Genomic DNA, 22,056 nt, shown 5'->3' on the forward strand with positions numbered 1-22,056 from the left:
CTGCCGATCGCGGCCTTGAGGATGGCCATCGTGCAGCGCAAGCCGCCTGCCAATCTGATCTGCCATACCGATCAGGGCAGTGTGTACGGATCGGCAGCCTATCGCAGCGTGCTGCAGGAACATCAGTTGCGACCCAGCATGAGCCGGCGCGGCAACTGCCACGATAACGCCGTGGCCGAGAGCTTCTTCTCGCAGCTGAAAAACGAAATCACGCACAATACGACGTATGCCACACGCGAAGAGGCCAAGGCCGCTATCGTCGATTACATCGAGGTGTACTACAATCGGATGCGCTTGCATCAAAGCTTGAAATACCGCACCCCAATCGAGGTTGAGGTGCAGTACGCATCGATTAAAAATCCCCCGCGCCGCGAGGGAGTGACTCTCCATTAAAACCGGGATACCTCAGACCCGACGGGTCTGACCCCGGTACTAATCATGTCGGCTGTGCGCTTGCGACACATTGCTGTTCGCCGGCACGCTGTGCGTCAGCCACACATTGCCGCCCACGGTACTGCCAGCACCGATGGTGATGCGCCCCAGCACCGTGGCGCCGGCGTAGATCACCACGTCGTCTTCGACGATGGGGTGGCGCGGCGTACCCTTGATCAGGACGCCCGATTCATCGGCCGGGAAGCGCTTGGCACCCAGGGTCACGGCCTGGTACAGGCGCACGCGCTCGCCGATAATGGCCGTCTCGCCGATCACCACGCCGGTGCCATGGTCAATGAAGAAGCTCGCGCCAATCCGTGCGCCCGGATGGATATCGATGCCCGTCAGGGTGTGGGCAATATCAGCCACCAGGCGCGCCAGGAATGGTGAGCCGAGTTTGTGCAACTGGTGCGCCAGGCGATGATACAAAATGGCGATGGTGCCCGGATAGCACAGCATGATCTCGGCCACCGAGGTGGCGGCCGGGTCGCCCGCGTACGCCGCCTGCACGTCGGATACCAGCAGCGCGCGGATTGCGGGCAGGCTGGCGGCGAACGCGCGCGTGATCTCGCGGGCCCTGGCGGCCAGCGCGTCGTCGCTGGCCTCGGTGTGCACATCGCCCGGCGCGACGGAAAACAGCAGGCCGCGCCGCACCTGTTCGCTCAGGCGGTTGAGGGTGGTATTGAGCGTGTCGCCGACAAAATAATCGATGCTTTCATCGGTCAGGTTGGGCCGCCCGTAATGGGTGGGAAACAGCGCCGCCGACAGGCCGTTGACGATGGTCGTCAGGGCTTCGCGCGACGGCAGTTCGCGCACGCGGCCGTTGTGGCGGATCTTGTGTTTTTCTTCGCGCGACACGCGCAGCGCGGCAATCACGGGGCCGAGGTTCCACTGGACCGTGTCGTCAACGCTGGCCGGAGTATCTATGCTGTGCATGGCTGTTCATTTCAAATAAAACGGCGCGCAGGCCGGGTCGCCCCAGCTTAGCGGCTGCTGCCTGCCAGGCCAAGGAAGCATTTCACGCTTCCATATATGAAAAACGCATAACAACTGGCGGCCGAGCGGGGGCCGACGCCCTGCGCCTTGCTAGCGTAAAATGGCGGACTAACAAAATCACTACAGAACATGACTAAATTATTAACCTGGATACTGGCGGGCCTGGCAATGGTCGGACCGCTTGCAATTGACACTTACCTGCCGTCTTTCCCCGCCATCGTGCACGATTTTAACGCCAGTCCTTTGCTGGTGCAGCAGACCCTGAGCTTTTTCCTGTTTTGCTTTGCCTTCATGATGCTGTTCTACGGCACCTTGTCCGATTCGTTCGGCCGCCGCCCGGTGATCCTGGTCTCGCTGGTGCTGTACGTGATCGCCTCGGTCGGCGCCGCGCTCGCGCCATCATTGGGCGCTCTGCTGGCCTGGCGCGTGCTGCAGGGCCTGTCCGCTGGCGCCGGCTCGGTGATCGGCCGCGCCATCGTGCAGGACCGCTACTCGGGCGCCGAAGCGCAAAAAATCCTCTCGCACATCATGATGGTGTTCGCGCTGGCGCCGGCGATCGCGCCCGTGCTGGGCGGCTGGCTGCAAGTAGGCCTGGGCTGGCGCTGGATCTTCTGGTTCCTGACCGCCTTCGGCGTGCTGATGTTCGTTGTCGTCTGGCGCGCCCTGCCGGAAAGCCTGCCAAAGGAACAGCGCCACGCCTTCCACCTGGGCAGCATTGCCGTCAACTACTGGAACGTGCTGCGCCACCGCCAGTTCCTGCTGCTGTCGACCGCCATCGGCGCGGCCTTTGGCGGCTTCGCCCTGTATATCGGCTCGGCCGCCTACTTCATCATCAATATCTTGCACCTGCCGGAAACGGCGTTTGCCTGGCTGTTCATTCCTTTGATCAGCGGCATGGTATTCGGTTCGGCCTTGTCCAGCAAAATCGCCCACCGCTACAGCCAGCGCCAGATGGTGTGGGCCGGCTTTGTGCTGATGCTGGTGGCGGCCGCCGTCAATATCGTCTACAACTACTTCTTTGCCGCCGAAGTGCCATGGGCCGTGCTGCCGCTGTTCTTCTATTCGTTCGCCCTGTCGCTGGCGATGCCGCCGATGACCCTGATGGCGCTGAACCACTTCCCCAACAACAGCGGACTGGCCTCGTCGATGCAGTCGTTCATCCAGATGCTGCTGTTCGCGCTGGTGTCGGGCCTGGTCGCGCCGCTGCTGTTCGACAGCGCGCTGAACCTGGCGTATGGGGTGATGGGCGGACTGGTGGTGGCGTTGGTGTGTTGGGTGCTGGCCCAGGGGATTCGTAGGTCGGATTAGGCTGAAGGCCGTAATCCGACACCACCGTTGGCCGTGTTAACAATGTTGTCGGATTACGCGCGTAGCGCTAATCCGACCTACGCGACCTGCACGTTGTCATCAAGGCCAGGGCGCCGGTGTCACATCGCGATACTGCGCGCCGCCATCTTCCGGCTCGGCCTCGCCCTTTTGCGACGGCTGGCTCAAGGGCCCGGCCGGCGAGCGCAGGCCGAGGATTTCCTTGCGCGACTCGACGAAGTCGGCCGAGCTCAGAGGATGCTGCTGGTCTGGCCAGTGGCCCACGGCCCATTCCTGCAAGGCCTCGAAGCGCCGCCAGAGTTCGGCGATGAACTCGCGGCGTGCCGCTTCCTGATGCTCGGACGTTTTTTCGGTAACGTCGCCCACATTTGCTTCCATGGCTGCTCCTGGCTGATAAGTCGTACTGCCAGCTTAAGCATGGCCAGGTATAGCGTCTGTACGCGAACGAACGCTCAGGCTATGCCGGCATCTTGCCAAAACCCACGGCCAGGCGGTTCCAGGTATTGATCGAGCCGATCGCCAGGGTGACGTTGACCATCTCTGCCGGCGTCAGTTCGGCCGCCAGCGCCGCATAAGCGTCGTCGGACGGATGGGCTTGCGCGATCAGGGTCAGCGCTTCGGTCCAGGCCAGTACCGCCCGTTCGCGCGGCGTGAAGAACGGCGTTTCGCGCCAGACCGACACGGCGTACAGGCGGCGCTCGGGTTCGCCGGCCTTGCGGGCGTCGCTGGTATGCATGTCGACGCAAAACGCGCAGCCATTAATTTGCGAGGCGCGCAGGCGTATCAGTTCCATCAGCGAATGTTCAACGCCCAGCTTGGCGATCGCCGCCTCGAGCGCGTACATGGCCTTGTTGGCGTCGGGCGAGGCTTGTACAAAGTCTATGCGTTGCTGTGTCATGATGGCGTTCCTTGCTAAAGTTGAGATACGCCATTGTAGAAGCGCGGCAACATGCTGCGGCAGGCCAATTTTCCCTGAAAACAGCAGACCATTACCATGGAATTACACATCAGCCTTGAGGGCAAACGCGACCTGGGCGGCCAGTTGTACCGCCAGCTGAGCGAAGCGATACGCAGCGGGCGCCTGGCCCATGGCCAGCAACTGCCGCCATCGCGGCTGCTGGCCAGCCAGCTGGGGCTGTCACGCCAGACCGTATCGGATGTGTATGACAGGCTGGGCTATGAACAGCTGCTGGTGGGCAAGGTCGGCATCGGCAGCTTCGTGCAGGCGCCGCAAGCAGCGCCGCAGCCGCGCCCGGCCGGCGCCCCGCTTGCCAGCAGCGCGCGCCTGGCGCGCTGGGAAGCCATGCCGCTGCCACTGGTGCAGGGACCGCGCAGCGAGTTTGCGCGCTACGCCTTTATCGGCGGGCGCGCCACGCCGACCCTGTTCCCGCACGATGAATGGCGGCGCTGCGTGCAATATGCGCTGCGCCAGGAACGCGGCGAGCGCGGCAATTACGGGCCGGTGGCAGGGCTGCCTGTGCTGCGCACGGCGATTGCCGGCCACGCTGCTTTTACCCGCGGCATCGTTTGCACGCCCGAACAAGTATTGGTCACCAATGGCGCGCAGCAAGCCTTGTCGCTGCTGGCCCACGCCCTGCTCGAACCTGGCGACACGGTGGTGGTGGAAGAGCCGGGCTACCCGATGGCGCGCCAGCTGTTCGAGGCGATGGGCGCGCACGTGGTGGGCGTGGATGTGGACGAGGAAGGCATGGTGGTCAGGCAGATACCGGACAGCGCCAGGCTGATCTATGCAACGCCTACCCACCAGTTCCCGCTCGGCATGCCGATGAGCATGGCGCGCCGCCAGGCGCTGCTGGAGCGCGCGGGCGCGTTGGGCGCCATCATTATCGAAGACGATTACGACAGCGCCTTTCGCTACGAAGGCCGGCCTACCGATGCGCTGCAAAGCATGGACCGCCACGGCCTGGTGGCCCATGTGGGCAGTTTTTCCAAGACCATGCTGCCGGAATTGCGCATCGGCTATGTGGTGCTGCCCGCGGCACTGGTGCGCGCCGTGCAGACCGTGAAACACCTGACGGACTGGCATACGCCCAGCCTGGCGCAACTGGCGCTGGCCCGCTTTATCGACGACGGCCACTTGCTGCGCCATATCCGCCGCTGCCACGATGTGTATGCAGGCCGGCGCGAACGGCTGCGGTACTGGTTCGACGGTCCGCTGGCGCCGTGGTTTGCACTGGTGCCGACGACAGCCGGTTTTCATGTGGCGGCGCTGGTGCGGGAACATGTGCGGCTCGACATGGTTGAACTGCTGCGCCGCGCGCGCCGGGCCGAGGTCGGACTGCTGTCGATCGCGCCGTTTTATCACGGCGCGCCGCGCCGGCAAGGACTCTATCTGGGCTATGGCGCGATCGACACGCTGGACATTGATGCGGCGCTGGCCATACTGCTGGGCATCTTGCAGGATATGCTGCCCCTGCCAGCCTGATTACTTGCCCTGCCAGCGGTAATGCCCGGTGACGGGATAGGCGAACAGGATGTTTTCTTCCTTGGTGCCGGCGCCGATATTGTGGATGATCAGCGGCACGCCGCCGCCGGCCGGCCTGTCGCTGACAATGCCGATATGGGTGAGGTTGCCTGGCAACATCCAGGTCACGATATCGCCCGGCTTGTAGTTGCGGCCGTCCTTGCTGACCGGCAGGCTGCTGCCATGGCGGCTGAAAAACGTCGCCAGGTTCGGCACGCGGCGATGGTCGATATTGCGGTCCGGCGCCTTCATCTGCCAACGCCCCTTCTTCTGGTAGACATCCCACGCCTGTTTCATGTCCTGGTGCACCAATACCTGCAAGTCGGCCCCCAGCTTGCGGTAGGCGCGCACCACCACGTCGGTGCACACGCCGCGCTCGAGCGGCACGTCGCCGCCCGGATAGGCCAGCCGCTCGTAGCGCGGATCGTAAGAGAGCGTGACGCCGACCTGGCTGCGGGCGGCGTCGACCAGGCCGGTGGCGGAGGCGCTTGCCGCAGCGGACAGCACCGCCAGCACGATGGTGGATAACAGTTTGACGAACATGCGGGGGCCTGGACGTTGAAGGAAACAGGCGGACTTTACACTATCGGCCTGCCGTGCGGCGCACCGCGCCAGCCCGGGTCGCCTGGGCTATACTGCCAGCCTTTACCTCACGCCAGAAAGTTTTTCACCCATGTCAACAGCGGCCGAATTTTTCCACGCGATACTGCGCGCGGCGATCGACGATATCAAGTCGCGCAACGTCCCCGTGTACACCTTTGCGTTTTACCATGACCACGCAGCGCGCGCCGTCTCGGTCTGCGTCGATACGAAAGCCAGCTCGCAACGCGCGGTGCAGGAGTCGAACACAGTCAGCCTCGAGTATTTCCTGGAAGCGCTGGCCGACGGCGACCTCAAGGAAGCCAGCCAGTGGCCGGCCAATGGCGGCAGGAGCCTGACGCTGAGTGACTTCGCCTTGGTCAATATCGCCCGCCAGGAGATCGTCGACCTGCGTGTCAACAAGCAGTTTCATGGCCAGATGATACGGGCCGTGATGGCGTTCCAGGATGAAATTGCCAGCTTGTCGCAGGAACCCGCGGAGCTGCTGCTGACCTGCTCGGGCGTTGACGAAGAAGTGGAGTATGTCTGGTCGCTGCCCCTGGCCGGCCAGCAATAGCCAGCCCACGCTGCGCACGTCAAAAGCGCTGCCACCAGCGCCGGCGCTGCGCATAGGCCAGGCGCGCCGGCAGCCTGACGACAATCCGCGTGCCCGGCGCCGCCGCGCCGTCGATGGTCAGCTTGCCCTGGATGCGCGCCACCCTTTCGCGCATGCCAACCAGACCCCAGCGCCCCTTGCCGGCGCAGGTCGCCATGCCACGGCCGTTGTCGCAGACGCTCAAGCTCAGCTGGCGAAAGCCGAAATCAAGCGTGACCTCGACCTGGCGCGCATCGGCGTGCTGGAAAGCATTGCGCAGCGCTTCGCGGGCAACCTCGACCAGTTCATCGGCGACGATATCGCGCAATGGCACGCGCGTGCCGCTGACCTGCAGCCGGAACGCCGTGCGTGGCGCATCGCGCATCAGGCATTCGCCGGTGTCGGCAATCGCGTCCTCGATGCCGCCGGCCGGACTGAGCCGCAAGGCGCTGACTTCGTCGCGGCCCTCGACATAGGCCTGGTCGGCGTCGACGATGACCTGCTCCAGCCGTGCGCGCACGGGGCTTCCCTCTGGCAGCGCGCCGCGCGCCACATGCAGGTGCAGGATGATTCCCTGCATGCTTTGCAGGATGGTGTCGTGCAGCGCACGGGCAATGCGCGCGCGTTCGCCCAGGCGTTCGTTCATGCGCACATGCAGTTGTGCCGACATCCGCGTCAGGCGCCAGCGGTGCAGCCGCCATGCCAGCAGCAGCAAGGAAAGCACGCACAGCACGCGGAACCAGGCAGTTTGCGTGAGCCCGGGCTGTATCTCGAACGACAGCTGCGCGCCGGTCTGGTTCCACAGGCCATCATCGTTCGAGGCCACTACGCGAAAGCGGTAATGACCAGGCGCCAGGCTGGTGTACTGCACCGAGCGCCGCCCGGCCACCTCGTGCCAGCCCTGCTCCAGGCCTTCGAGCCGGTAGCGCAGGCGCATGCGTTCGGGCGCGCGCAGGCTCAATGCGGTGAAGTCAATCGCCAGTTCGCCCACATGCGGCGGCAGGCGCAGGCCGTCATGCACGCCATATTGCTTGCCATCGGCCTTTAGTGAAGTAATGTAGACGGGCGGCACCAGGCGATTGCGCGGCAGGCTGGCCGGCTTGAAAGTGTAGACGCCGCCCAGGGTCGAAAACCACAGCGCGCCATCGTTGCTGCGCACGACCGACGGAAACGGCGTGATCGGCCCGGCCGTGCCCTGCAGGCCGTCGCGGTAGTCGAGGCGCGAAAATTGCACGCGGTAGCCGGGCTCGCGCCGGGCGCGCTGCAACTCGCCGGGCGCAATCGAGGAAATGCCGGCGCCGCCATTGATCCACAGCGTGCCATCGGCGTCAAATACCAGGCCGGTGGCGCCGGCAAACGGGTCGTCGCCAAAGCCGCTGAGCGGAATGACTTTCTGGCCTTCGACGCAGGCCACGCCATTTTCGCCACCGATCCAGGCTCCTTGCGCGGTCGGCAGTATCGCCAGCACCGTGCCCAGGTGCACCCCTTCTGCGCGGCCGATATGGCGCAAGTTGCCGCCTTCGAGCACCACCAGCCGGTCATTGGTCGAACCGAACCAGGTACGGCGCGCATCGCTGGCGACCACCGACGGCGCAAGCCCGGCCAGGCCCGGCACGCCACCGTTTTCCAGCCATGCGCCAGCGCGCAGCGTGTACAGGCCACGCCTGCCCATGCCGACCCACAAGGCGCCTGCGGCGTCGGTGGCGATCGACAAGACCACCGTGCTCGCAGGATCGGCCAGGCCCGGCGGCAGCGGCACGCTCACGCGCTGGCCCTGGTCGATGCGCCACAATGCGCCGATGCCGCCGCTCCACAGCACGCCGTCCGGCGCCGCATGCAGGGCCGTGGTCAGGTCGGTGGCGGAAGACGGCGGCGCAAACGGCTCGGCCGCTGCACCCGCATCGGCCAGGAACGAGCGGTCGGCCCAGACGCCGCCCGTGCTGCGCGGGGCCAGTGCACGCGCACCGGCCAGGTAGCGCGGCAAGGAGACTGGCGCGATCCGGTACGTGCGAAAACGGTCGAGTCCGCTTTCAGTGCCTACCCAGATATTCTGTTCGCGGTCTTCGAACACGGCAAAGCCATGCTGGCCCGACAGGCCCTGCCCGGCACCGGTACGCTGCGCTGGAAAGGCGCCGGCACCGGCCACGCTCACCACGCTCACCACGCTCACGCCGTTATAGTTGGGCATCCACAGCTTGCCTGCATGATCGAACAGAAAATAGCTGATGTTGCCCAGGCTGGCAGAGTCGGGAACCGTGGCCCCCGGTACGCCTGCCAGCAGTTGCAGGCCCGGCTGCATGGTCGCGGAAGTCCAGATGCTGCCGTCCGGATGTTCGGCCAGCTTGCCGAAACCTGCCACGGGGAGACCTGGCGTGAAGCGCGCAGCGTGTTTTTCCAGCGTGTAGACAGCGTTGCCACCACGCACCCATAACCTGCCGCCACGATCGCGCAGCATCGCGGTGGCAGCGTCCGGCGCAGCCATGGCTGGCGCCGGCTCGCGCCAGTTGCCGTCGCCACCGAGCCACTTCAGCCCGCGCGAACCGGCAAGCCATAGCCGCCCATCGCCGTCCAGTTCCAAGCCTGTGGAAGTGCCGCCCGGCATCGCATGTTCGCCGACGCGGAAATGCTGCATGCCTGCCGCCGACATCAGGCTGGCGCCACCAAACTTGTAGGTAATCCACAGGCGGCCGTCGGACAACAGGCCCAGCGCATGGATGCTGGACGACAGCGGCGCCTGCGCCCCGGTCATGCGCTCGAAACGTACGCCGTCAAAGCGGAACAAGCCCACCGCGCTGCCTATCCACAACCAGCCGTCGGCAGTCTGGGCAATCGCCGTGATGCCGGTTGGGGCACCGTCTTTCGCAGTCCAGCTGGTGTGCTGCATGTCGATCACTGGCCGGCTATCGGCGGGCAGCGACTGGGCGCTGGCGGCGAGCAGATGGCACGCCAGCACGCAAGCGGTGGCGAATCGGAATAAGTGCATGGGAAACTGCCGGGTATGTAAGTGAGCAGCATCTTACTGGAACCACGGCAGTTTTTATACTGGCAGCAAGATCAGCGCCAATGCTCCCATTTTAGGCTTTGGCATGGCATCGCGCTAGGCCTTGCTCCTGGCCCAGCTGACGATGGCATTGGCGTCTACCGCGCCCGGCTGGCGCGCCACTTCCATGCCGTTGCGGAACAAGGCCAGCGTGGGGATGCTGCGGATGGCAAAACGGGTGGCGATGTCCTGCGACGCTTCGGTATTGACCTTTACCACGCGAAACGCCGGCTCCAGGGTTTGCGCGGCCTGGGCGTAGAACGGTGTCATGGTGCGGCAGGGGCCACACCAGGGCGCCCAGAAATCGACCAGCACGGGAATGTCGGTGCGCTCGATATGCTTCAAAAAGCGCGCGCTTGAAAGATCCACCGGCGCGCCGGTAAACAGATCCTTCTGGCACTTGCCGCAGGTGGGCTGTTCGCGCAGCCGCGCGGGCGGCAGGCGGTTGACGGCGTCGCAATGGGGGCAGACGATATGCAGGGCTTCTGGCGTGGTTGAGGTCATGACAAGTCCGAAAAGCAGCCCCGGAGCGGATAGTGCCGGGGCCAGTCAGTAAAATCATACCTTAGCAGAAATCGCGCCGCGCTTCCGTTGACACGCGTACGGCGCGTCGTTCATCACCCCATCATCGCTTCCAGCGGCCCCACGCGATAAAGGTGCAGACAGCGAGAAATACCGCGTTGACCGGCAGCACCGCCATCTCCCCTCGCGCTGCATGAAAGACCATCGCACAAATCTGCAGGAAGACACAACCGAGAGCGGCGAGGCTGGTCAAGCCAGGCTTGAACCGCCAAAAAGCGGGCAGGCACACGCCGAGTCCACCGGCAAGGTCTACCCACCCCAGCAGCCTGACGGCGCTGACGGGCAAATCGCCCGTCCATGGCCAGGTGAGGGCCAGCTGCGCTATCGGCGTCGCCACTTTCATGACGCCTGCCCAGCAGAAAGAGACGGCGACAAGCGCCTGGGCAAGCCATAGCGCGCCGTGCAGGTAGCGATTGTTGACAATGCGGGTGTTCGAGTCAGTCATATGTCTATCCTTTTGATGGCCTGGCCTGCCATCGGCAAGAGCGCCATGGACAGGTACGCCATTGCATCATGGCAGCTGCCATATCGGATAAGACAAAGCTACTTGTTTACTGCACAATCCTGCCAATTACGGTGCTAACATGCACTTACACGATCGACCTTCCGGCACCATGCCCCACCCCACCATATGACATGACTACGAAAACCTTGCTCAAGCTGAAAGAATTGATCGCCAGGCATGGCACGCCGGAGCATGCTGCGTTGCGCGCGCTACCGGGTGTCACGCTCATGGCGATCGCCCAGCCGACACAGCCCTTCCTGCATGTGTGCGAGCCGGCCCTGACCATCGTGGCGCAAGGCGTGCAGCGGATCAGCCTGAGCGAGACGCCGCTCGATTGCGGCGCGGGACAATATCTGGTGATCCCGGTGGACCTGCCGCTGGCGGTGCAGGTGCTGCAGGCCAGTCCGGAACGCCCTTTCCTCAGTCTCAGCCTGTCGCTCAGTGCGGAAAAGATTTCAAGCTTGCTGCTCGATGCACAGATGGGCTTGCCGCACGATCCCGCGCCGGCAGGCCTGGCCGTCAGCGATACGGCGCACGCCCTGATCGACGCGGTGGTGCGGCTGCTCGGGATGCTGGAACAGCCGGCGGACATTCCCGTCCTGGCCGCAGCGGTCGAACGTGAAGTGTTGTGGCGCCTGATCAATGGACCGCAGGGCGCGATGGTGCGCCAACTGGGCATCGCCAATAGCCGGATGACACAGATCGGCATCGCCATCGGCCGCCTGCGAAGTAGCTATGCCGATCCGATCAGGGTGGCGGAGCTGGCCAAGGCCGTGGGCATGAGCGTCACTTCGTTTCATCGGCATTTCCGCGCGATTACGTCCCTGACGCCGATCGCCTACCAGAAGCAGATACGTTTGCAGGTCGCTCGCAGCCGTTTGATGTGCGCCGCCGAGGATGTCGCGGCACTTGGTTTTGCGGTCGGCTATGACAGCTCATCGCAATTCAGCCGCGAATACAAACGGCTGTTCGGCCATCCGCCCCGCCAGCATGGCGAACGCCTGCGGCGACAGGGCAATGCACGCTCCGAAGACCCGCCCCGGCAATGATAAAGCCGGGGCGAGTATCCAGGTCTTACAGGAACAGCGAGGCCGCAATCGCCCACATTACCAGCGCGATGATGCCGTCGAGCACGCGCCAGGCCACCGGCTTGGCAAACACGGGCGCCAGGTAGCGCGCGCCAAAGCCCAGCACGAAAAACCACAGCGCCGAGGCCATGATGGCGCCGCCGGCAAAATACACGCGGCCGCTGCCTTCGTGCTGGCCGCCGATCGAACCCAGCAAGATCACGGTGTCAAGAAAGGCGTGCGGGTTCAGCAGGCTGAACGCGAGGGCCGCGCCGATCACGGCCCAGTAGCCATCGGGCGCCTTGGCGGTCGAGGCCGTCAGGGCGGCAGGACGCCAGGCGGACTTTGCCGCCCGAAGTCCGTAGGCGATCAAAAAGGTGGCGCCGCCGGCCTTGGCCCACAGCAAAAAGCTGGGGTTGTTGGCAATGACAGTGCCCATGCCGGCCACGCCGGCCGAGATCAGCAAGGCGTCGCACACCAGGCAAACCAGGATGCAGGTCAGCACATAGTGGCGTTTCAGGCCCTGTTTCAGTAAAAAAGCGTTTTGCGTGCCGATGGCCACGATCAGGCTGGCACCCAGGCCCATGCCTTTCAAGAAGATTGCGCTATCCATGATAATTCCTTTCAATTGCTTTCCGTCAGCGCGCAGCCGCCCACGCCCGGCCGGCAAGACGCTCGGCGAGGCTGTAAAAGGTAGAAGGACGGTGGGCGCAGGCCATGCAAGACGCTGCGCGCGGAAGAAGTTGTTACCCTAAGGCAGTAGTGTAAAGAAAAAGTAAATATAAGTATAATCAATGATTCTAACCTTATATAAGAGATGCTTATGCGCGTAGTCGACTACCGCGGCCTGGCGGCGCTCGACGCCGTGGTCGGCTTGGGCAGCTTTGAAAAGGCGGCGCAATCGCTGGCCATCAGCCAGCCAGCCGTCTCGCAGCGCATCCGCACGCTGGAAAACCTGGAAGGCACTTTGCTGATCATCCGCAGCCATCCGCCGCTGCCGACCGAAGCGGGCCAGCGCCTGATCGCCCATTACCGTCAGGTCAAGCTGCTCGAAGCGGCGCTCGACACCCAGCCCGGCCCCAGCACCCGCTTGCCCGAGCTGGCGATTGCCGTCAACGCCGACAGCGCCGCCACCTGGATCCCGGAAGCGCTGGGGCCGCTGTTGACGCCGCCATCGTGCCTGCTCGATATCCGCCTCGACGACCAGGACCATACGCTGAGCCAGCTGCGCGAGGGGCGCGTGTTTGCCTGCGTCACCAGCGCTACCGATCTGGTAGCCGGCACCACCGCCACGCCGCTGGGAGGCATGCGCTATCTGTGCGTGGCCTCGCCGGCGTTTGCCGCGCGCTGGTTCGCCGACGGTTTCACGGCCGAGGCCGTCAGCCAGGCGCCCGCCATCACCTTCGGCAGCAAGGACGCGCTGCACGAGCGCTACCTTGAACACCGGCTGGGGTATCTGGGCCGCTACCCGCACCACGTGCTGGGCTCGGCGCGCGACTTCGTGCGCTTTATCGAAGCGGGCTACGCCTATGGCATGGTGCCGCTGCTGCAGGCGGAAACGGCGCTGGCCGCCGGCCGGCTGGTCGACGTGGCAGCCGGCCAGGCGCTGGATGTGCCTTTGATCTGGCATGCCTGGGATATCCAGACGCCGCTCACGCGCACCTTGTCAGACGCCGTGATCGCCACGGCCCGCAAATGGCTGCTGCAACCATGAGCCGGGCCGCCAGCAGTGTGCGCTGGCAGCGCCGCTTGGCCTACACTGAGGCAACAATAACCAACCAGCCGATCCCATGAGCATTGCGCGCACCACCATGCTGGCTTTGCTGGCCATGGTTCCCCTGACAGCCAGCCTTGTCGCCTGTTCGCCACTGAGCGCCATCAATGCGCTGTCGTCCGGCAGCGCATCGACGGTAACCGCCGGCCTGCCGTACGGACCATTGCCCCGGCAAAAGCTCGATGTATATGCGCCAAAAAGCCATGCTGGCCTGTCGCCGGTGGTGGTGTTCTTTTATGGCGGCAACTGGAGCTCGGGCGAACGGGCCGACTACGCCTTTGTCGGCCATGCGCTGGCCTCGCGCGGCTATGTGGCCGTGATCGCCGACTACCGCCTGTATCCGCAGGTGCATTATCCGGAAATACTGCAGGACGCTGCCCGCGCAGTGGCCTGGACGGCACTCGAAGTGCGCCGCTACGGCGGCGACCCGGCGCGCCTGTTCGTGATGGGCCACAGCGCCGGAGCCTATAACGCGGCCATGGTGGCGCTCGACGCCAGCCTGCTGGCGCGCCACGGCATGCGCCCGCAAGATTTGCGCGGCTGGATAGGGCTGGCCGGCCCGTATGACTTCCTGCCGGTCGAAAACCCCAACGCCAGACCGGTATTTTTCTTCCCCAACACCCCTGCTTCCTCGCAGCCGATCAACCATGTGACGGTGGACGCACCGCCGGCGCTGCTGATTGCGCCCCAGCCTGGTCACGACAAGCTGGTCAATCCGCAGCGCAATACCGGCGGCCTGGCCAACGCCCTGCGAGCACAAGGCCGGCCCGTCACGGAGCAGTATCTCGATGGCGTCAGCCACGCTACCCTGGTCGCCTCGCTGGCCAGCCCCCTGCGCATGCTGGTGCCCACGCTGGACCGGGTCAGCGCCTTTATCGACGCCAACAGCGCGCCCGACACGACCGTTACCGCTGCACCACCGCCGGAAACAAAAACGCCCGTCCGGTAAGGGACGGGCGCACAGGCGTACGAGGCGCAATTGCCTGCTCAACGGTCAGCGTGAGCTGTCAACCCGGGTCTCGGTCCCCGTGCCGGCAGCTCGGCGCTGGCCCTGTGCGACTTACTCCTTGCGACTGCCGGCTTTCGCTTGCGAGCCGGCGGCCTGGTTGCCGGGGGCAGCGGCTTGCGGGGCGGCACCATCGGTGCCTGCCTGGGCGGCATTGGCACCGCTTTGAAAGCTTTGACCGTCACGGCCCTGAGCGCCCTGCTGGTCGCGGCTGTGTCCATTGCCATTCTGGAAGCCCTGGAAAGGCTCGGCGATGCGCTGCATGGTTTCCTGCTGCTTGCGCAGGTTTTTTTCCGTTTCTTCCGAAGCTGTACGGGCCACTTCTTCGGCCAGCGCCTTGGCCGTGCGGCTGGTTTCGGACACATGCTGTTCGGCCACGCTGGCAAATTGCACCTGGGCGTCGGCAGCCACGCGCGACAATTGCTGCTGATACACACGCAGTTGTTCGGTGGCCGGCTGGCCGGAGGCTGCGGCCACGCGGAAAGCATCTTCCGGACGGTCGAGCGTGATCAGGTTATGCGTGGCGATGGTGGCTTCTTCCAGCAGGCTTTGCGCCAGCTGCACATGCAGGTCGCTCACTTGCTGCACCGATTGGAACAGCGATTTCGAGATACCGTTAAAGAACGACAACTGCGCTTCCAGATGGCTTTTGGCGGCAGGGCTGACACTACGCGAGTATGGATACATGGAGTTCCTTTGGGATAACGTTGGATAACGATGCCAAGGCGGCATCGGGCGACACGCGGGAAACATGGAAAAGATGCTTGGCAACGCGAGTCCCAAGGCTACGTGAGCACCGCAGGCGAAGGATGATCTGTATCAAAGATGCGCAGGGCTGCGCAAGGATTTTTGAGGAGTGGCGCACCGCTGTTGCCGCGCAAAATAGTGAAGAAGAAACTATGCGGGCCTGATGGAAACGTCTCAGGCAACCCGCACATAGCCCTGGCGCTGCAGCGACGCCGCCAGCCAGCGGTTGCCATACCAGCCGCGCAGCAGCAGATAGGACAGCTGCACGCTGCTGGCCAGCAGCATCGCGACCTCCCTGCCCTTGAGGTCGGCCAGCTCGCTGCAGGCCGACAAGGCCAGCTCCAGGCACAACATGGGCAGCAGCCACCACCAGCGCCGCTTGGCGATCGCCCACAGGGTGCCGAAGAAAAACGCGGGCCAGGAAAAGCCCGCGTGTACATAGGCATAACGGCCGGCGCCGTCAGCATACAGGGTACTGCCTTGTTTCATGCCATCCTTAACGCAGATTGCCCGTATGGCCCAGCGAATAGCGGCCCGGCTGCGGCCACACGGTCAGGCCATGCGGCTCCTGGCCCACTTTCACTTTCGATACCTCGCCGCTGGTGGTATTGATGCGATACACCACATCGTCGAAACGGCCGGACAGCCACAGGTATTTGCCGTCGGCCGAGACATTGCCCATGTCCGGGCTGCCGCCGCCCGGGATCACCCACTGCGTCACCACTTTTTCGGTGGCGAAATCGATCACGCTGACGCTGCCCTTGCCATTGCGCTTGCCATGGATGCGGTGCGTGCCGCGGTTGGCCACGTACAACCTTTTACCATCGCGGCTGGGGTACAGGCCATGCGCGCCAACGCCGGTCTGGATAAAGCCGATTTCCTTCAGGGTGGCGCCGTCGACGATGTGCACGCCGTCGGCGTCCATGTCGGCGATAAAGAACTTCTTGCCGTCAGGCGAAATGCGTATGTCCTGCGGCATGCCCTTCTTGACGCTGCAGATTTCATTGGCCGGGCCACCCACCGGGCCGGACTCGGCAAAGCGCTTGGCCGGCATCTGCAGCTTCAGGTAGCCATCGACCTTGCGGTTCACCAGGTCGATCTTGGCGATGGTGCCGTCGAACTCGCAGGTAAACATGGCGTAGCGGCCGTCGTTCGAAAAGTCGGCGTGGTTGATGCCGCCGCACTGCGGCGTGTCGATCGAATACTGCACCGCCATGGTCTTCGGATCCCTGAAGTCCAGGCGGTGGCGCGCTTCGGCCACCACGATGGCCGACTTGCCGTCCGGCGTGTAGTACATATTATAGGGATCATCAACCGCCACTTCCTTGCCGTGCTTGCCCGTCAACGGATCGATCGGCGTCAGGCTGCCCTTGTCGGTGCGCTCGGCATTGTTTGCCACCCACAGGGTGCGCAAGTCCCACGACGGCACCACGTGCTGCGGACCCAGGCCGACCTTGAACTTGTCGACCACTTTCAGGCTTTCCTGGTCGATCACATACACATCGTTCGAGCGCAGGTTCGGCACGTAGACGCGCGGCAGATGGTCCTTGACCACGGCGCTCATGTTGGCCGGGCCTATGCTGCCGTAGACGTTTTTCGGATCGACCAGCGGCGGCATGCCAGGCAACGGCGAGTAAGCGGGCGCTGCCGCGGGGACCGGGGCTGCAGCCGGGGCGGCGGCACCGATGACCTGGCTGGCCACGCCCAGGCCGGCCAGTGCGGCAGCCAGGGCGGAAACGGTGACGATGGTGCGTCGTTGGAGTATTTTCATGTAAGTTCGCGTATTTTCGTGGCAAATGCCGGTCGCCGCTGGCGTCCGGGTGGAAGAATTATTTATGTTGCAGCAATTGTTTGATGGCCGCCACCGAGGTGTCGACCTGCAGCTTGATGCCGATCTGGCCAAGTTCTGCCGTGGCCCGCGTGGCGTCGCCGCGCACGCCGTCGGCCACGCCGGGCTTTGCGCCATGGGCCATGGCCTCGCTGCGCACCATGGTCGGGTCGGTCGCCAGCATCAGCGCCGCGTCCGCCAGGCCCGCATGCAGGCCGATCTCGGCGGCGCTGAAGCCGCGCTTTTGCAGTTCAGCAATATATTTCGTCTGGGTAATATCGTAGTAGTCGAGCAAGGCCCAGGCGCGCGCATCCTGGCCCGTATCACCCTTGCCCTTGCTCCAGGCGCGGTTCAGTTTGGCGGCGACATTCTGTTCGTTCTTCTGGTAGCCGCCATGGTCGCCGATAAAGATAATGTCGCGAAAGCCATGCTGGCGCAGGCTGGCGGCCGCGCCTTCGAGCACGGCTTCAAAGGCGGCCGGCGGTATCGAGATCGTGCCCGCATGGCGCATATGACCGGCCGGCGGGGAAATACTGCCTTCCGGCACGTACGACACGACCGGCGCGACGATGGTATTGCCGAGCTTTTGCGCGATCTGGCGCGCCAGCATGCCGGCGCGCACATTGTGCTTGCCCAGTGCGATATACGGACCGCTCTGCTCGACGCCGCCGATCGGGATAATGGCCGTGGTGGCGCCATGGGCTATGCGCTCACGCAATTCGGTACTGGTGAGTTCTTCCAGCACCACGCTGGACGACGGCGCGGCCAGGCACGACAAGGGCAAGGCGAGGGTCAGGGACAGGGCAAGCAGGCAGGCGCGTGGCGCCAGTGGCAGGCGGTACTGCAAATTCATCATCAAACATCTTTCGTGGTCATCAGGCGTGACGCCCTGCCTGGCGAGACCAGGCAAGCTGCTGCCACGAGGAATTGTATTCCATCGGGGCAGCAACAGCACGTTAATTTGACACGATTTGGTGCGAATTGACTACAGGCAGGTTTTTAAGCCAGCAGGCGCTGCGCACGCTCCGATGGACGGCGTGGCGCGGCCTGTGCCGGCAAGCCGCCGGCCACGCTGAGCTTGCGTCCGCTGGCGTCGCCGCGCAGGCGAAACACCGCCACCACGTCGACCAGTTCCACGGCGCGGTCCTGCAGCGAGGCGGCGGCGGCGGCAGCCTCTTCCACCAGCGAGGCGTTCTGCTGGGTCACCTGGTCCATCTGCGAGATGGCCTGGTTGACCTGCTCGATGCCGGCGCTCTGCTCATGGCTGGCGTTGGCGATCTCGCCCATGATGTCGGTCACGCGGCGGATGCTGGTGACGATCTCTTCCATCGTGGCGCCGGCCTGGTCGACCAGGGCGCTGCCGGTGTTGACTTTCTCGACCGAATCTTCGATCAGGCCCTTGATTTCCTTGGCCGCCGCCGCGCTGCGCTGGGCCAGGTTGCGCACTTCGGTGGCGACCACGGCAAAGCCACGGCCCTGCTCGCCGGCACGCGCCGCTTCGACCGCCGCGTTCAGCGCCAGAATATTGGTCTGGAAGGCAATGCCGTCGATGACGCCGATAATGTCGGCGATCTTCTTCGCCGAGGCGTTGATCGAGCCCATCGTTCCGACCACCTGCGCCACCACGGCGCCGCCCTTGCTGGCCACTTCCGAAGCGGACACGGCCAGGGTATTGGCCTGGCGCGCATTGTCCGTATTCTGGCGTACGGCCGAGGTCAGCTCTTCCAGGCTGGACGCGGTTTCTTCCAGCGACGAAGCCTGCTGCTCGGTGCGTACCGACAGGTCGGCATTGCCGGCCGTGATCTGCCCGGCGGCCACGCTGACCGTATCGGCCGAGGTGCGCACGGTGGCGATTACCTCGACGATGCGTTCGAGGAACTGGTTGAAGGCGGTCGCCGTGCGGCCCACTTCGTCCATGCGCTCGACCGGCATCGCCGCCGACAGGTCCAGGGTGGAGCTGACGCGCTCGAGCGTGCTCTGGATATTGCCCAGGCCGCCGCTGATGGTGCGGTAGATATGCCAGGCCAGCGTGCCGGTCAGCAGCACGGCCACGGCCAGCACCGCCAGCATGGTGTACAGGGCGGTGTCGTAGGCGGCCAGGCTGTCGGCCTTGACGTCCGACACCAGTTTGTTGTTGTAGGCGATATGGTCATCGAGGCTTTTCTTGGCGGCAGCTGCCGTCAGGGCCAGCGGCGTGCCGGCGAGCAAGGTGGCGCGCACGCCCTCGATGTCGTCCGCATACGCGGCGGCAAAGAACGGCACCAGTGCGCGCCGATATGCTTCCATCGCGGCCTGGTCGGCGTCGAGCATCTTGCGGTCGGTTTCATCGTAGATGCGTTCGGCACGGTATTTCGCGACCAGATCATCGAAATCCTTGTTGGCGGCGGCCAGCGCCTTGTCCAGCGCGGTCTTGTCGGCCAGATTGGAAAACACCGACAGGCGGTAGCCGGCCAGGCGCGAATCGGTCAGGGCGGCTTTCGCCGCGTTCAGGCCCTGGATGCTGGGAATGATGCGGTTTTGCACGGTGTCAAAACGTTCTTGCGCACGCTTGAGCTGGATGGCGCCGCCACTGCCCAGCAACAGCAGGGCCAGCAAGGCGATGGTCAAAGTAAGTATTAATTGCTTGGTGATATTCATGATGTGCTCGTCAGTGAAGCAGGGCTGGATAAATAAGGTAATTGCGTCATTCAATCAGTGGTTCAGGCCGCTAGCGCGGTGTCCTTGGCCGCGCGGCGCAGCAAATCGCCATGCTCCTGGCAAAACGCGGCGCCGGCCTTGTAGCCCACGTCGAACAGCAGTTGCATGTTCGAACTGGACCAGTCCAGCGTATCGGGCCAGTGCTGTTCCGGGATGCCACCCATCAGATCGAGCTTGAGCAGGCGGCGCTTGGGCTGGCCCGTGCGCGCATCCGTGTTGTGCTCGAGCTCGAACAGGCGCAGTTCGGTCTTGGAAATTTTCACCAGCGGCGTGATGATGGAACGCACCCAGGCGTCGTACAGGTTGCGCGGCTTGCGCAGCAGGCGCTCGTCGCCGAGGATGTCGAGGATGACCAGCGTGTCGGCATCGTGATGTTCGCCCTTGCCTTCGATAAACGGGTCGAAATTGAGGGTATCGAGCGCAGCGCCTTCGATATAGTCGTTGCCGGCGATATTGGTCGGCGCGTACAGGAAGGGAAACGACAGCGCCGCGCGCACGTGCTCCGGGGCGATTTCATGCTTGCCCCAGTTCTGCATGCGGTGTTCGGTCAGGTTGTAGGCATTGATGTAGAACTGCGGGCGCATGGTTTTCACGCCGGAAAAGTCCACCGCCTTTTCCAGGAACGGCAAATGCGCGCACAGGCCCAGGCTTTTCGACGACAGGTCCGACGGCGACAAGGACGACAGCATCAGCTTGCCCCAGTCCGACCAGGCTGTCGGCGCACCCGCAAACGTTTGCTTGAATGCCTGTACGAAAGGGTTGCTGGCCGGTGGCTGGAACGCGTCGCGGAAGGTGCTGGCCTGCATGCCCGGCTTCTGGAAAATCTTGTAGTTAATCGGGATCATCTTGTAGATGCTGTCGGCCACGCCCGTATCGGCCCAGCTTTGCAGCGCCTGGCGCGGCGTGGCCTCGTGCGGCGTGGTGTACAGCAAACCCATCAACACACCCGCACCGGACGCCGAAATCACGTCGAACTCCAGCCCATCGTCGACAAAGGCGGCCAGCGCACCGGCGATCAGGGTGGAATTGGGGGCGCCGCCGCCCAGCAGCAAACCGGTTTTGCGGGCTGGCACCGAACTCACGGCGGGGGTTTTTAAGTGGACAGATTTCATGCACAACTCCTGTATGGCGGAGCAGTCATGCGCCCCTGGGATCAATAACCACTCGACTTGTATGCCGCACTATTCCACTGGAACAATGTTGCAAAATGAGATAGTAAATTAACATAAATAAATTCCACATGGCAATTTAGTTAACGTATATGTGACATTCAGAAAGGCCATAAGTCGTCCCCATGCGGCTTGCAGGTGTTGCATTGCAGCAAAAAATATTATGAAATCCTGATAATAAGTGTTGCTACATAGAAAATTTAGCAACTTCGAGAGGACGGCGGATGCGCAGTCTCAGGGACTCGCAGAGAAATGCAGATGAGCACACAGGAAGTCGACAAAGACCCGCAATTTGGGCGACAAGTGACGGCTCGATGGCCACAATATCCAGAACTTGCTCGACGTTAGTAGATATTGCTGCAATACCGGGCGCAGCTCGCCGCGCGCAACGGCATCCGCCACGATAAAGTCCGGCAAATAGGCCAGTCCGACGCCCTGGCTGGCCGCGCCGATCAGCGCTTCGATATTGTTGCAGGTAAGCGCGGTACGCAAGCGCAACTCCGGCGCACCTGCGTTTTCAGCGTCGCCATGCTGCAGCGCCCACTCCTGCAGCTTGCCGGTGCTGGGAAATTTGTAGCGCACGCAGGCATGCGACTCCGACTCCAGTGCCAGCGGCGTGGCTGGCACGCCATGGCGGGCAAAGTAGGCTGGCGAACCGACGATGGAAAATGCAAATGGCCCCAGTTCGCGCGCCATCAGGCGCGAATCGGTCAGGGTACCGCTGCGCACGGCCACATCGACGCCCTCGGCCACCACGTCGACCAGGCGGTCGTTGAAGTCGAGATCGAGTTCTATTTCGGGATACTTGCGCGTGAATTCGGCCAGCAAGGGCAGGATGATGCGGTAGCCGATCACCGGCAGGCTGACCTTGAGCTTGCCACGCGGCGCCTCGGCCAGATGCGACAGTTCTGCCTGCGCATCGTCGATATCGGCCAGGATGCGCAGGCAGCGCTCGTAGAACAGCGCGCCCTCGTTGCTGAGGCTGATGCGCCGCGTGCTGCGGTTGAGCAGGCGCACGCCCAGCTTTTCTTCCAGCCGCGCCACGCTCTTGCCCACCGCCGAGGCCGACACCCCGAGCTTGCGCCCGGCCGCCACATAGCTGCAGGTTTGCGCCGCCTGCACGAAGGCAGCGATGCCGCTCAACTGATCCATGGCCATGATTAAGGAATTTTTCTCCGTTATGAGTGGATTTACAGCCACTTTTTCAATGATTAAAGACATCCTATCA

22 protein-coding genes are annotated in these 22,056 nt (G+C 63.7%); 7 read left to right on the forward strand and 15 right to left on the reverse strand.

Features of this window, described 5'->3' with window-relative positions; translation table 11 throughout:
• The coding region (locus AC0Z42_RS18635; protein WP_485469684.1) for an integrase core domain-containing protein at positions 1–393 on the forward strand (393 nt) is incomplete at its 5' end.
• 39 nt (positions 394–432) lie between these two features.
• Here AC0Z42_RS18635 and epsC read toward each other — a convergent pair.
• Positions 433–1,368 carry a serine O-acetyltransferase EpsC gene (gene epsC / locus AC0Z42_RS18640; protein ID WP_485469685.1) on the reverse strand — a complete coding sequence of 312 codons (936 nt, stop codon included), beginning with the start codon at positions 1,366–1,368 and terminating at the stop codon, positions 433–435.
• Between the two features lie 189 nt (positions 1,369–1,557).
• Between epsC and AC0Z42_RS18645 the strand changes: the two genes are divergently transcribed.
• Positions 1,558–2,736 (forward strand): multidrug effflux MFS transporter, encoded by a 1,179-nt coding sequence (locus AC0Z42_RS18645; RefSeq protein ID WP_485469686.1) that lies wholly within the window; start codon positions 1,558–1,560, stop codon positions 2,734–2,736.
• A gap of 99 nt (positions 2,737–2,835) precedes the next feature.
• On the opposite strand, the gene AC0Z42_RS18650 is transcribed toward AC0Z42_RS18645, so the two are convergent.
• Complete coding sequence (locus tag AC0Z42_RS18650) at positions 2,836–3,132, reverse strand: hypothetical protein (RefSeq protein WP_485469687.1); 297 nt, start codon at positions 3,130–3,132, stop codon at positions 2,836–2,838.
• 79 nt (positions 3,133–3,211) lie between these two features.
• A complete protein-coding gene (locus AC0Z42_RS18655; RefSeq protein WP_485469688.1) occupies positions 3,212–3,652 on the reverse strand; it encodes a carboxymuconolactone decarboxylase family protein in 441 nt (146 codons plus the stop codon).
• Between the two features lie 96 nt (positions 3,653–3,748).
• On the opposite strand from AC0Z42_RS18655, the gene pdxR reads away from it, so the two are divergent.
• Positions 3,749–5,200, forward strand: coding sequence for a MocR-like pyridoxine biosynthesis transcription factor PdxR (pdxR, locus tag AC0Z42_RS18660; RefSeq protein WP_485469689.1), 1,452 nt, complete (start codon positions 3,749–3,751; stop codon positions 5,198–5,200).
• Here pdxR and AC0Z42_RS18665 read toward each other — a convergent pair whose 3' ends face one another.
• On the reverse strand, positions 5,201–5,782 hold the full coding sequence (locus AC0Z42_RS18665) for a DUF1287 domain-containing protein (protein WP_485469690.1): 582 nt from the start codon (positions 5,780–5,782) through the stop codon (positions 5,201–5,203). It abuts the gene before it with no gap.
• A gap of 130 nt (positions 5,783–5,912) precedes the next feature.
• Between AC0Z42_RS18665 and AC0Z42_RS18670 the strand changes: the two genes are divergently transcribed.
• Positions 5,913–6,395, forward strand: a complete 483-nt coding sequence (locus AC0Z42_RS18670; RefSeq protein WP_485469691.1) for a hypothetical protein — start codon at positions 5,913–5,915, stop codon at positions 6,393–6,395.
• Between the two features lie 19 nt (positions 6,396–6,414).
• Here the strand turns inward: AC0Z42_RS18670 and AC0Z42_RS18675 are convergent, their stop codons facing one another.
• The 3 genes from AC0Z42_RS18675 to AC0Z42_RS18685 all read right to left on the reverse strand — a co-directional run bounded on the left by AC0Z42_RS18675 (position 6,415) and on the right by AC0Z42_RS18685 (position 10,480).
• Positions 6,415–9,396: a sensor histidine kinase gene (locus tag AC0Z42_RS18675; protein WP_485469692.1), complete on the reverse strand. Its 2,982-nt coding sequence runs from the start codon at positions 9,394–9,396 to the stop codon at positions 6,415–6,417.
• A 114-nt stretch (positions 9,397–9,510) separates the two neighbouring features.
• Complete coding sequence (gene trxC / locus AC0Z42_RS18680) at positions 9,511–9,957, reverse strand: thioredoxin TrxC (protein WP_485469693.1); 447 nt, start codon at positions 9,955–9,957, stop codon at positions 9,511–9,513.
• Between the two features lie 121 nt (positions 9,958–10,078).
• On the reverse strand, positions 10,079–10,480 hold the full coding sequence (locus AC0Z42_RS18685) for a DoxX family protein (RefSeq protein ID WP_485469694.1): 402 nt from the start codon (positions 10,478–10,480) through the stop codon (positions 10,079–10,081).
• Between the two features lie 191 nt (positions 10,481–10,671).
• Between AC0Z42_RS18685 and AC0Z42_RS18690 the strand changes: the two genes are divergently transcribed.
• Positions 10,672–11,589 (forward strand): AraC family transcriptional regulator, encoded by a 918-nt coding sequence (locus AC0Z42_RS18690; protein WP_485469695.1) that lies wholly within the window; start codon positions 10,672–10,674, stop codon positions 11,587–11,589.
• Positions 11,590–11,614: 25 nt separating this feature from the next.
• Here AC0Z42_RS18690 and AC0Z42_RS18695 read toward each other — a convergent pair whose 3' ends face one another.
• Positions 11,615–12,220: a LysE/ArgO family amino acid transporter gene (locus AC0Z42_RS18695; protein ID WP_308921983.1), complete on the reverse strand. Its 606-nt coding sequence runs from the start codon at positions 12,218–12,220 to the stop codon at positions 11,615–11,617.
• A gap of 210 nt (positions 12,221–12,430) precedes the next feature.
• On the opposite strand from AC0Z42_RS18695, the gene AC0Z42_RS18700 reads away from it, so the two are divergent.
• Together AC0Z42_RS18700 and AC0Z42_RS18705 are read left to right on the forward strand one after the other, a co-directional pair.
• Positions 12,431–13,321, forward strand: a complete 891-nt coding sequence (locus AC0Z42_RS18700) for a LysR family transcriptional regulator ArgP (protein WP_485469696.1) — start codon at positions 12,431–12,433, stop codon at positions 13,319–13,321.
• 76 nt (positions 13,322–13,397) lie between these two features.
• A complete protein-coding gene (locus AC0Z42_RS18705; protein WP_485469697.1) occupies positions 13,398–14,330 on the forward strand; it encodes an alpha/beta hydrolase in 933 nt (310 codons plus the stop codon).
• A gap of 111 nt (positions 14,331–14,441) precedes the next feature.
• Here the strand turns inward: AC0Z42_RS18705 and AC0Z42_RS18710 are convergent, their stop codons facing one another.
• The 7 genes from AC0Z42_RS18710 to AC0Z42_RS18740 all read right to left on the reverse strand — a co-directional run bounded on the left by AC0Z42_RS18710 (position 14,442) and on the right by AC0Z42_RS18740 (position 21,980).
• Entirely contained in the window at positions 14,442–15,074 is a 633-nt protein-coding gene (locus tag AC0Z42_RS18710) for a phasin family protein (protein WP_485469698.1), read from the reverse strand.
• A gap of 234 nt (positions 15,075–15,308) precedes the next feature.
• Entirely contained in the window at positions 15,309–15,623 is a 315-nt protein-coding gene (locus AC0Z42_RS18715; protein WP_485469699.1) for a DUF2628 domain-containing protein, read from the reverse strand.
• Between the two features lie 7 nt (positions 15,624–15,630).
• On the reverse strand, positions 15,631–16,905 hold the full coding sequence (locus tag AC0Z42_RS18720; RefSeq protein WP_485469700.1) for a YncE family protein: 1,275 nt from the start codon (positions 16,903–16,905) through the stop codon (positions 15,631–15,633).
• Between the two features lie 58 nt (positions 16,906–16,963).
• The gene (locus AC0Z42_RS18725) at positions 16,964–17,818 is read right to left on the reverse strand and encodes a creatininase family protein (RefSeq protein WP_485469701.1); all 855 of its coding nucleotides are present in this window, start codon (positions 17,816–17,818) and stop codon (positions 16,964–16,966) included.
• 143 nt (positions 17,819–17,961) lie between these two features.
• Positions 17,962–19,599 carry a methyl-accepting chemotaxis protein gene (locus tag AC0Z42_RS18730; RefSeq protein ID WP_485469702.1) on the reverse strand — a complete coding sequence of 546 codons (1,638 nt, stop codon included), beginning with the start codon at positions 19,597–19,599 and terminating at the stop codon, positions 17,962–17,964.
• Positions 19,600–19,661: 62 nt separating this feature from the next.
• Positions 19,662–20,771, reverse strand: coding sequence for a patatin-like phospholipase family protein (locus tag AC0Z42_RS18735; RefSeq protein WP_485469703.1), 1,110 nt, complete (start codon positions 20,769–20,771; stop codon positions 19,662–19,664).
• A gap of 291 nt (positions 20,772–21,062) precedes the next feature.
• Entirely contained in the window at positions 21,063–21,980 is a 918-nt protein-coding gene (locus AC0Z42_RS18740; RefSeq protein WP_485469704.1) for a LysR family transcriptional regulator, read from the reverse strand.
• Positions 21,981–22,056 lie beyond the last annotated feature (76 nt).

The organism is Janthinobacterium sp. 1L-D-8-B-C4, assembly GCF_057291295.1.

What these genes read in the sequence shown, in the direction of transcription:
- epsC (WP_485469685.1), bottom strand. Translation starts at nt 1,368, where the DNA reads ATGCACAGCATAGATACTCCGGCCAGCGTTGACGACACGGTCCAGTGG.
- AC0Z42_RS18645 (WP_485469686.1), top strand. Translation starts at nt 1,558, where the DNA reads ATGACTAAATTATTAACCTGGATACTGGCGGGCCTGGCAATGGTCGGA.
- AC0Z42_RS18650 (WP_485469687.1), bottom strand. Translation starts at nt 3,132, where the DNA reads ATGGAAGCAAATGTGGGCGACGTTACCGAAAAAACGTCCGAGCATCAG.
- AC0Z42_RS18655 (WP_485469688.1), bottom strand. Translation starts at nt 3,652, where the DNA reads ATGACACAGCAACGCATAGACTTTGTACAAGCCTCGCCCGACGCCAAC.
- pdxR (WP_485469689.1), top strand. Translation starts at nt 3,749, where the DNA reads ATGGAATTACACATCAGCCTTGAGGGCAAACGCGACCTGGGCGGCCAG.
- AC0Z42_RS18665 (WP_485469690.1), bottom strand. Translation starts at nt 5,782, where the DNA reads ATGTTCGTCAAACTGTTATCCACCATCGTGCTGGCGGTGCTGTCCGCT.
- AC0Z42_RS18670 (WP_485469691.1), top strand. Translation starts at nt 5,913, where the DNA reads ATGTCAACAGCGGCCGAATTTTTCCACGCGATACTGCGCGCGGCGATC.
- AC0Z42_RS18675 (WP_485469692.1), bottom strand. Translation starts at nt 9,396, where the DNA reads ATGCACTTATTCCGATTCGCCACCGCTTGCGTGCTGGCGTGCCATCTG.
- trxC (WP_485469693.1), bottom strand. Translation starts at nt 9,957, where the DNA reads ATGACCTCAACCACGCCAGAAGCCCTGCATATCGTCTGCCCCCATTGC.
- AC0Z42_RS18685 (WP_485469694.1), bottom strand. Translation starts at nt 10,480, where the DNA reads ATGACTGACTCGAACACCCGCATTGTCAACAATCGCTACCTGCACGGC.
- AC0Z42_RS18690 (WP_485469695.1), top strand. Translation starts at nt 10,672, where the DNA reads ATGACTACGAAAACCTTGCTCAAGCTGAAAGAATTGATCGCCAGGCAT.
- AC0Z42_RS18695 (WP_308921983.1), bottom strand. Translation starts at nt 12,220, where the DNA reads ATGGATAGCGCAATCTTCTTGAAAGGCATGGGCCTGGGTGCCAGCCTG.
- AC0Z42_RS18700 (WP_485469696.1), top strand. Translation starts at nt 12,431, where the DNA reads ATGCGCGTAGTCGACTACCGCGGCCTGGCGGCGCTCGACGCCGTGGTC.
- AC0Z42_RS18705 (WP_485469697.1), top strand. Translation starts at nt 13,398, where the DNA reads ATGAGCATTGCGCGCACCACCATGCTGGCTTTGCTGGCCATGGTTCCC.
- AC0Z42_RS18710 (WP_485469698.1), bottom strand. Translation starts at nt 15,074, where the DNA reads ATGTATCCATACTCGCGTAGTGTCAGCCCTGCCGCCAAAAGCCATCTG.
- AC0Z42_RS18715 (WP_485469699.1), bottom strand. Translation starts at nt 15,623, where the DNA reads ATGAAACAAGGCAGTACCCTGTATGCTGACGGCGCCGGCCGTTATGCC.
- AC0Z42_RS18720 (WP_485469700.1), bottom strand. Translation starts at nt 16,905, where the DNA reads ATGAAAATACTCCAACGACGCACCATCGTCACCGTTTCCGCCCTGGCT.
- AC0Z42_RS18725 (WP_485469701.1), bottom strand. Translation starts at nt 17,818, where the DNA reads ATGATGAATTTGCAGTACCGCCTGCCACTGGCGCCACGCGCCTGCCTG.
- AC0Z42_RS18730 (WP_485469702.1), bottom strand. Translation starts at nt 19,599, where the DNA reads ATGAATATCACCAAGCAATTAATACTTACTTTGACCATCGCCTTGCTG.
- AC0Z42_RS18735 (WP_485469703.1), bottom strand. Translation starts at nt 20,771, where the DNA reads ATGAAATCTGTCCACTTAAAAACCCCCGCCGTGAGTTCGGTGCCAGCC.
- AC0Z42_RS18740 (WP_485469704.1), bottom strand. Translation starts at nt 21,980, where the DNA reads ATGGATCAGTTGAGCGGCATCGCTGCCTTCGTGCAGGCGGCGCAAACC.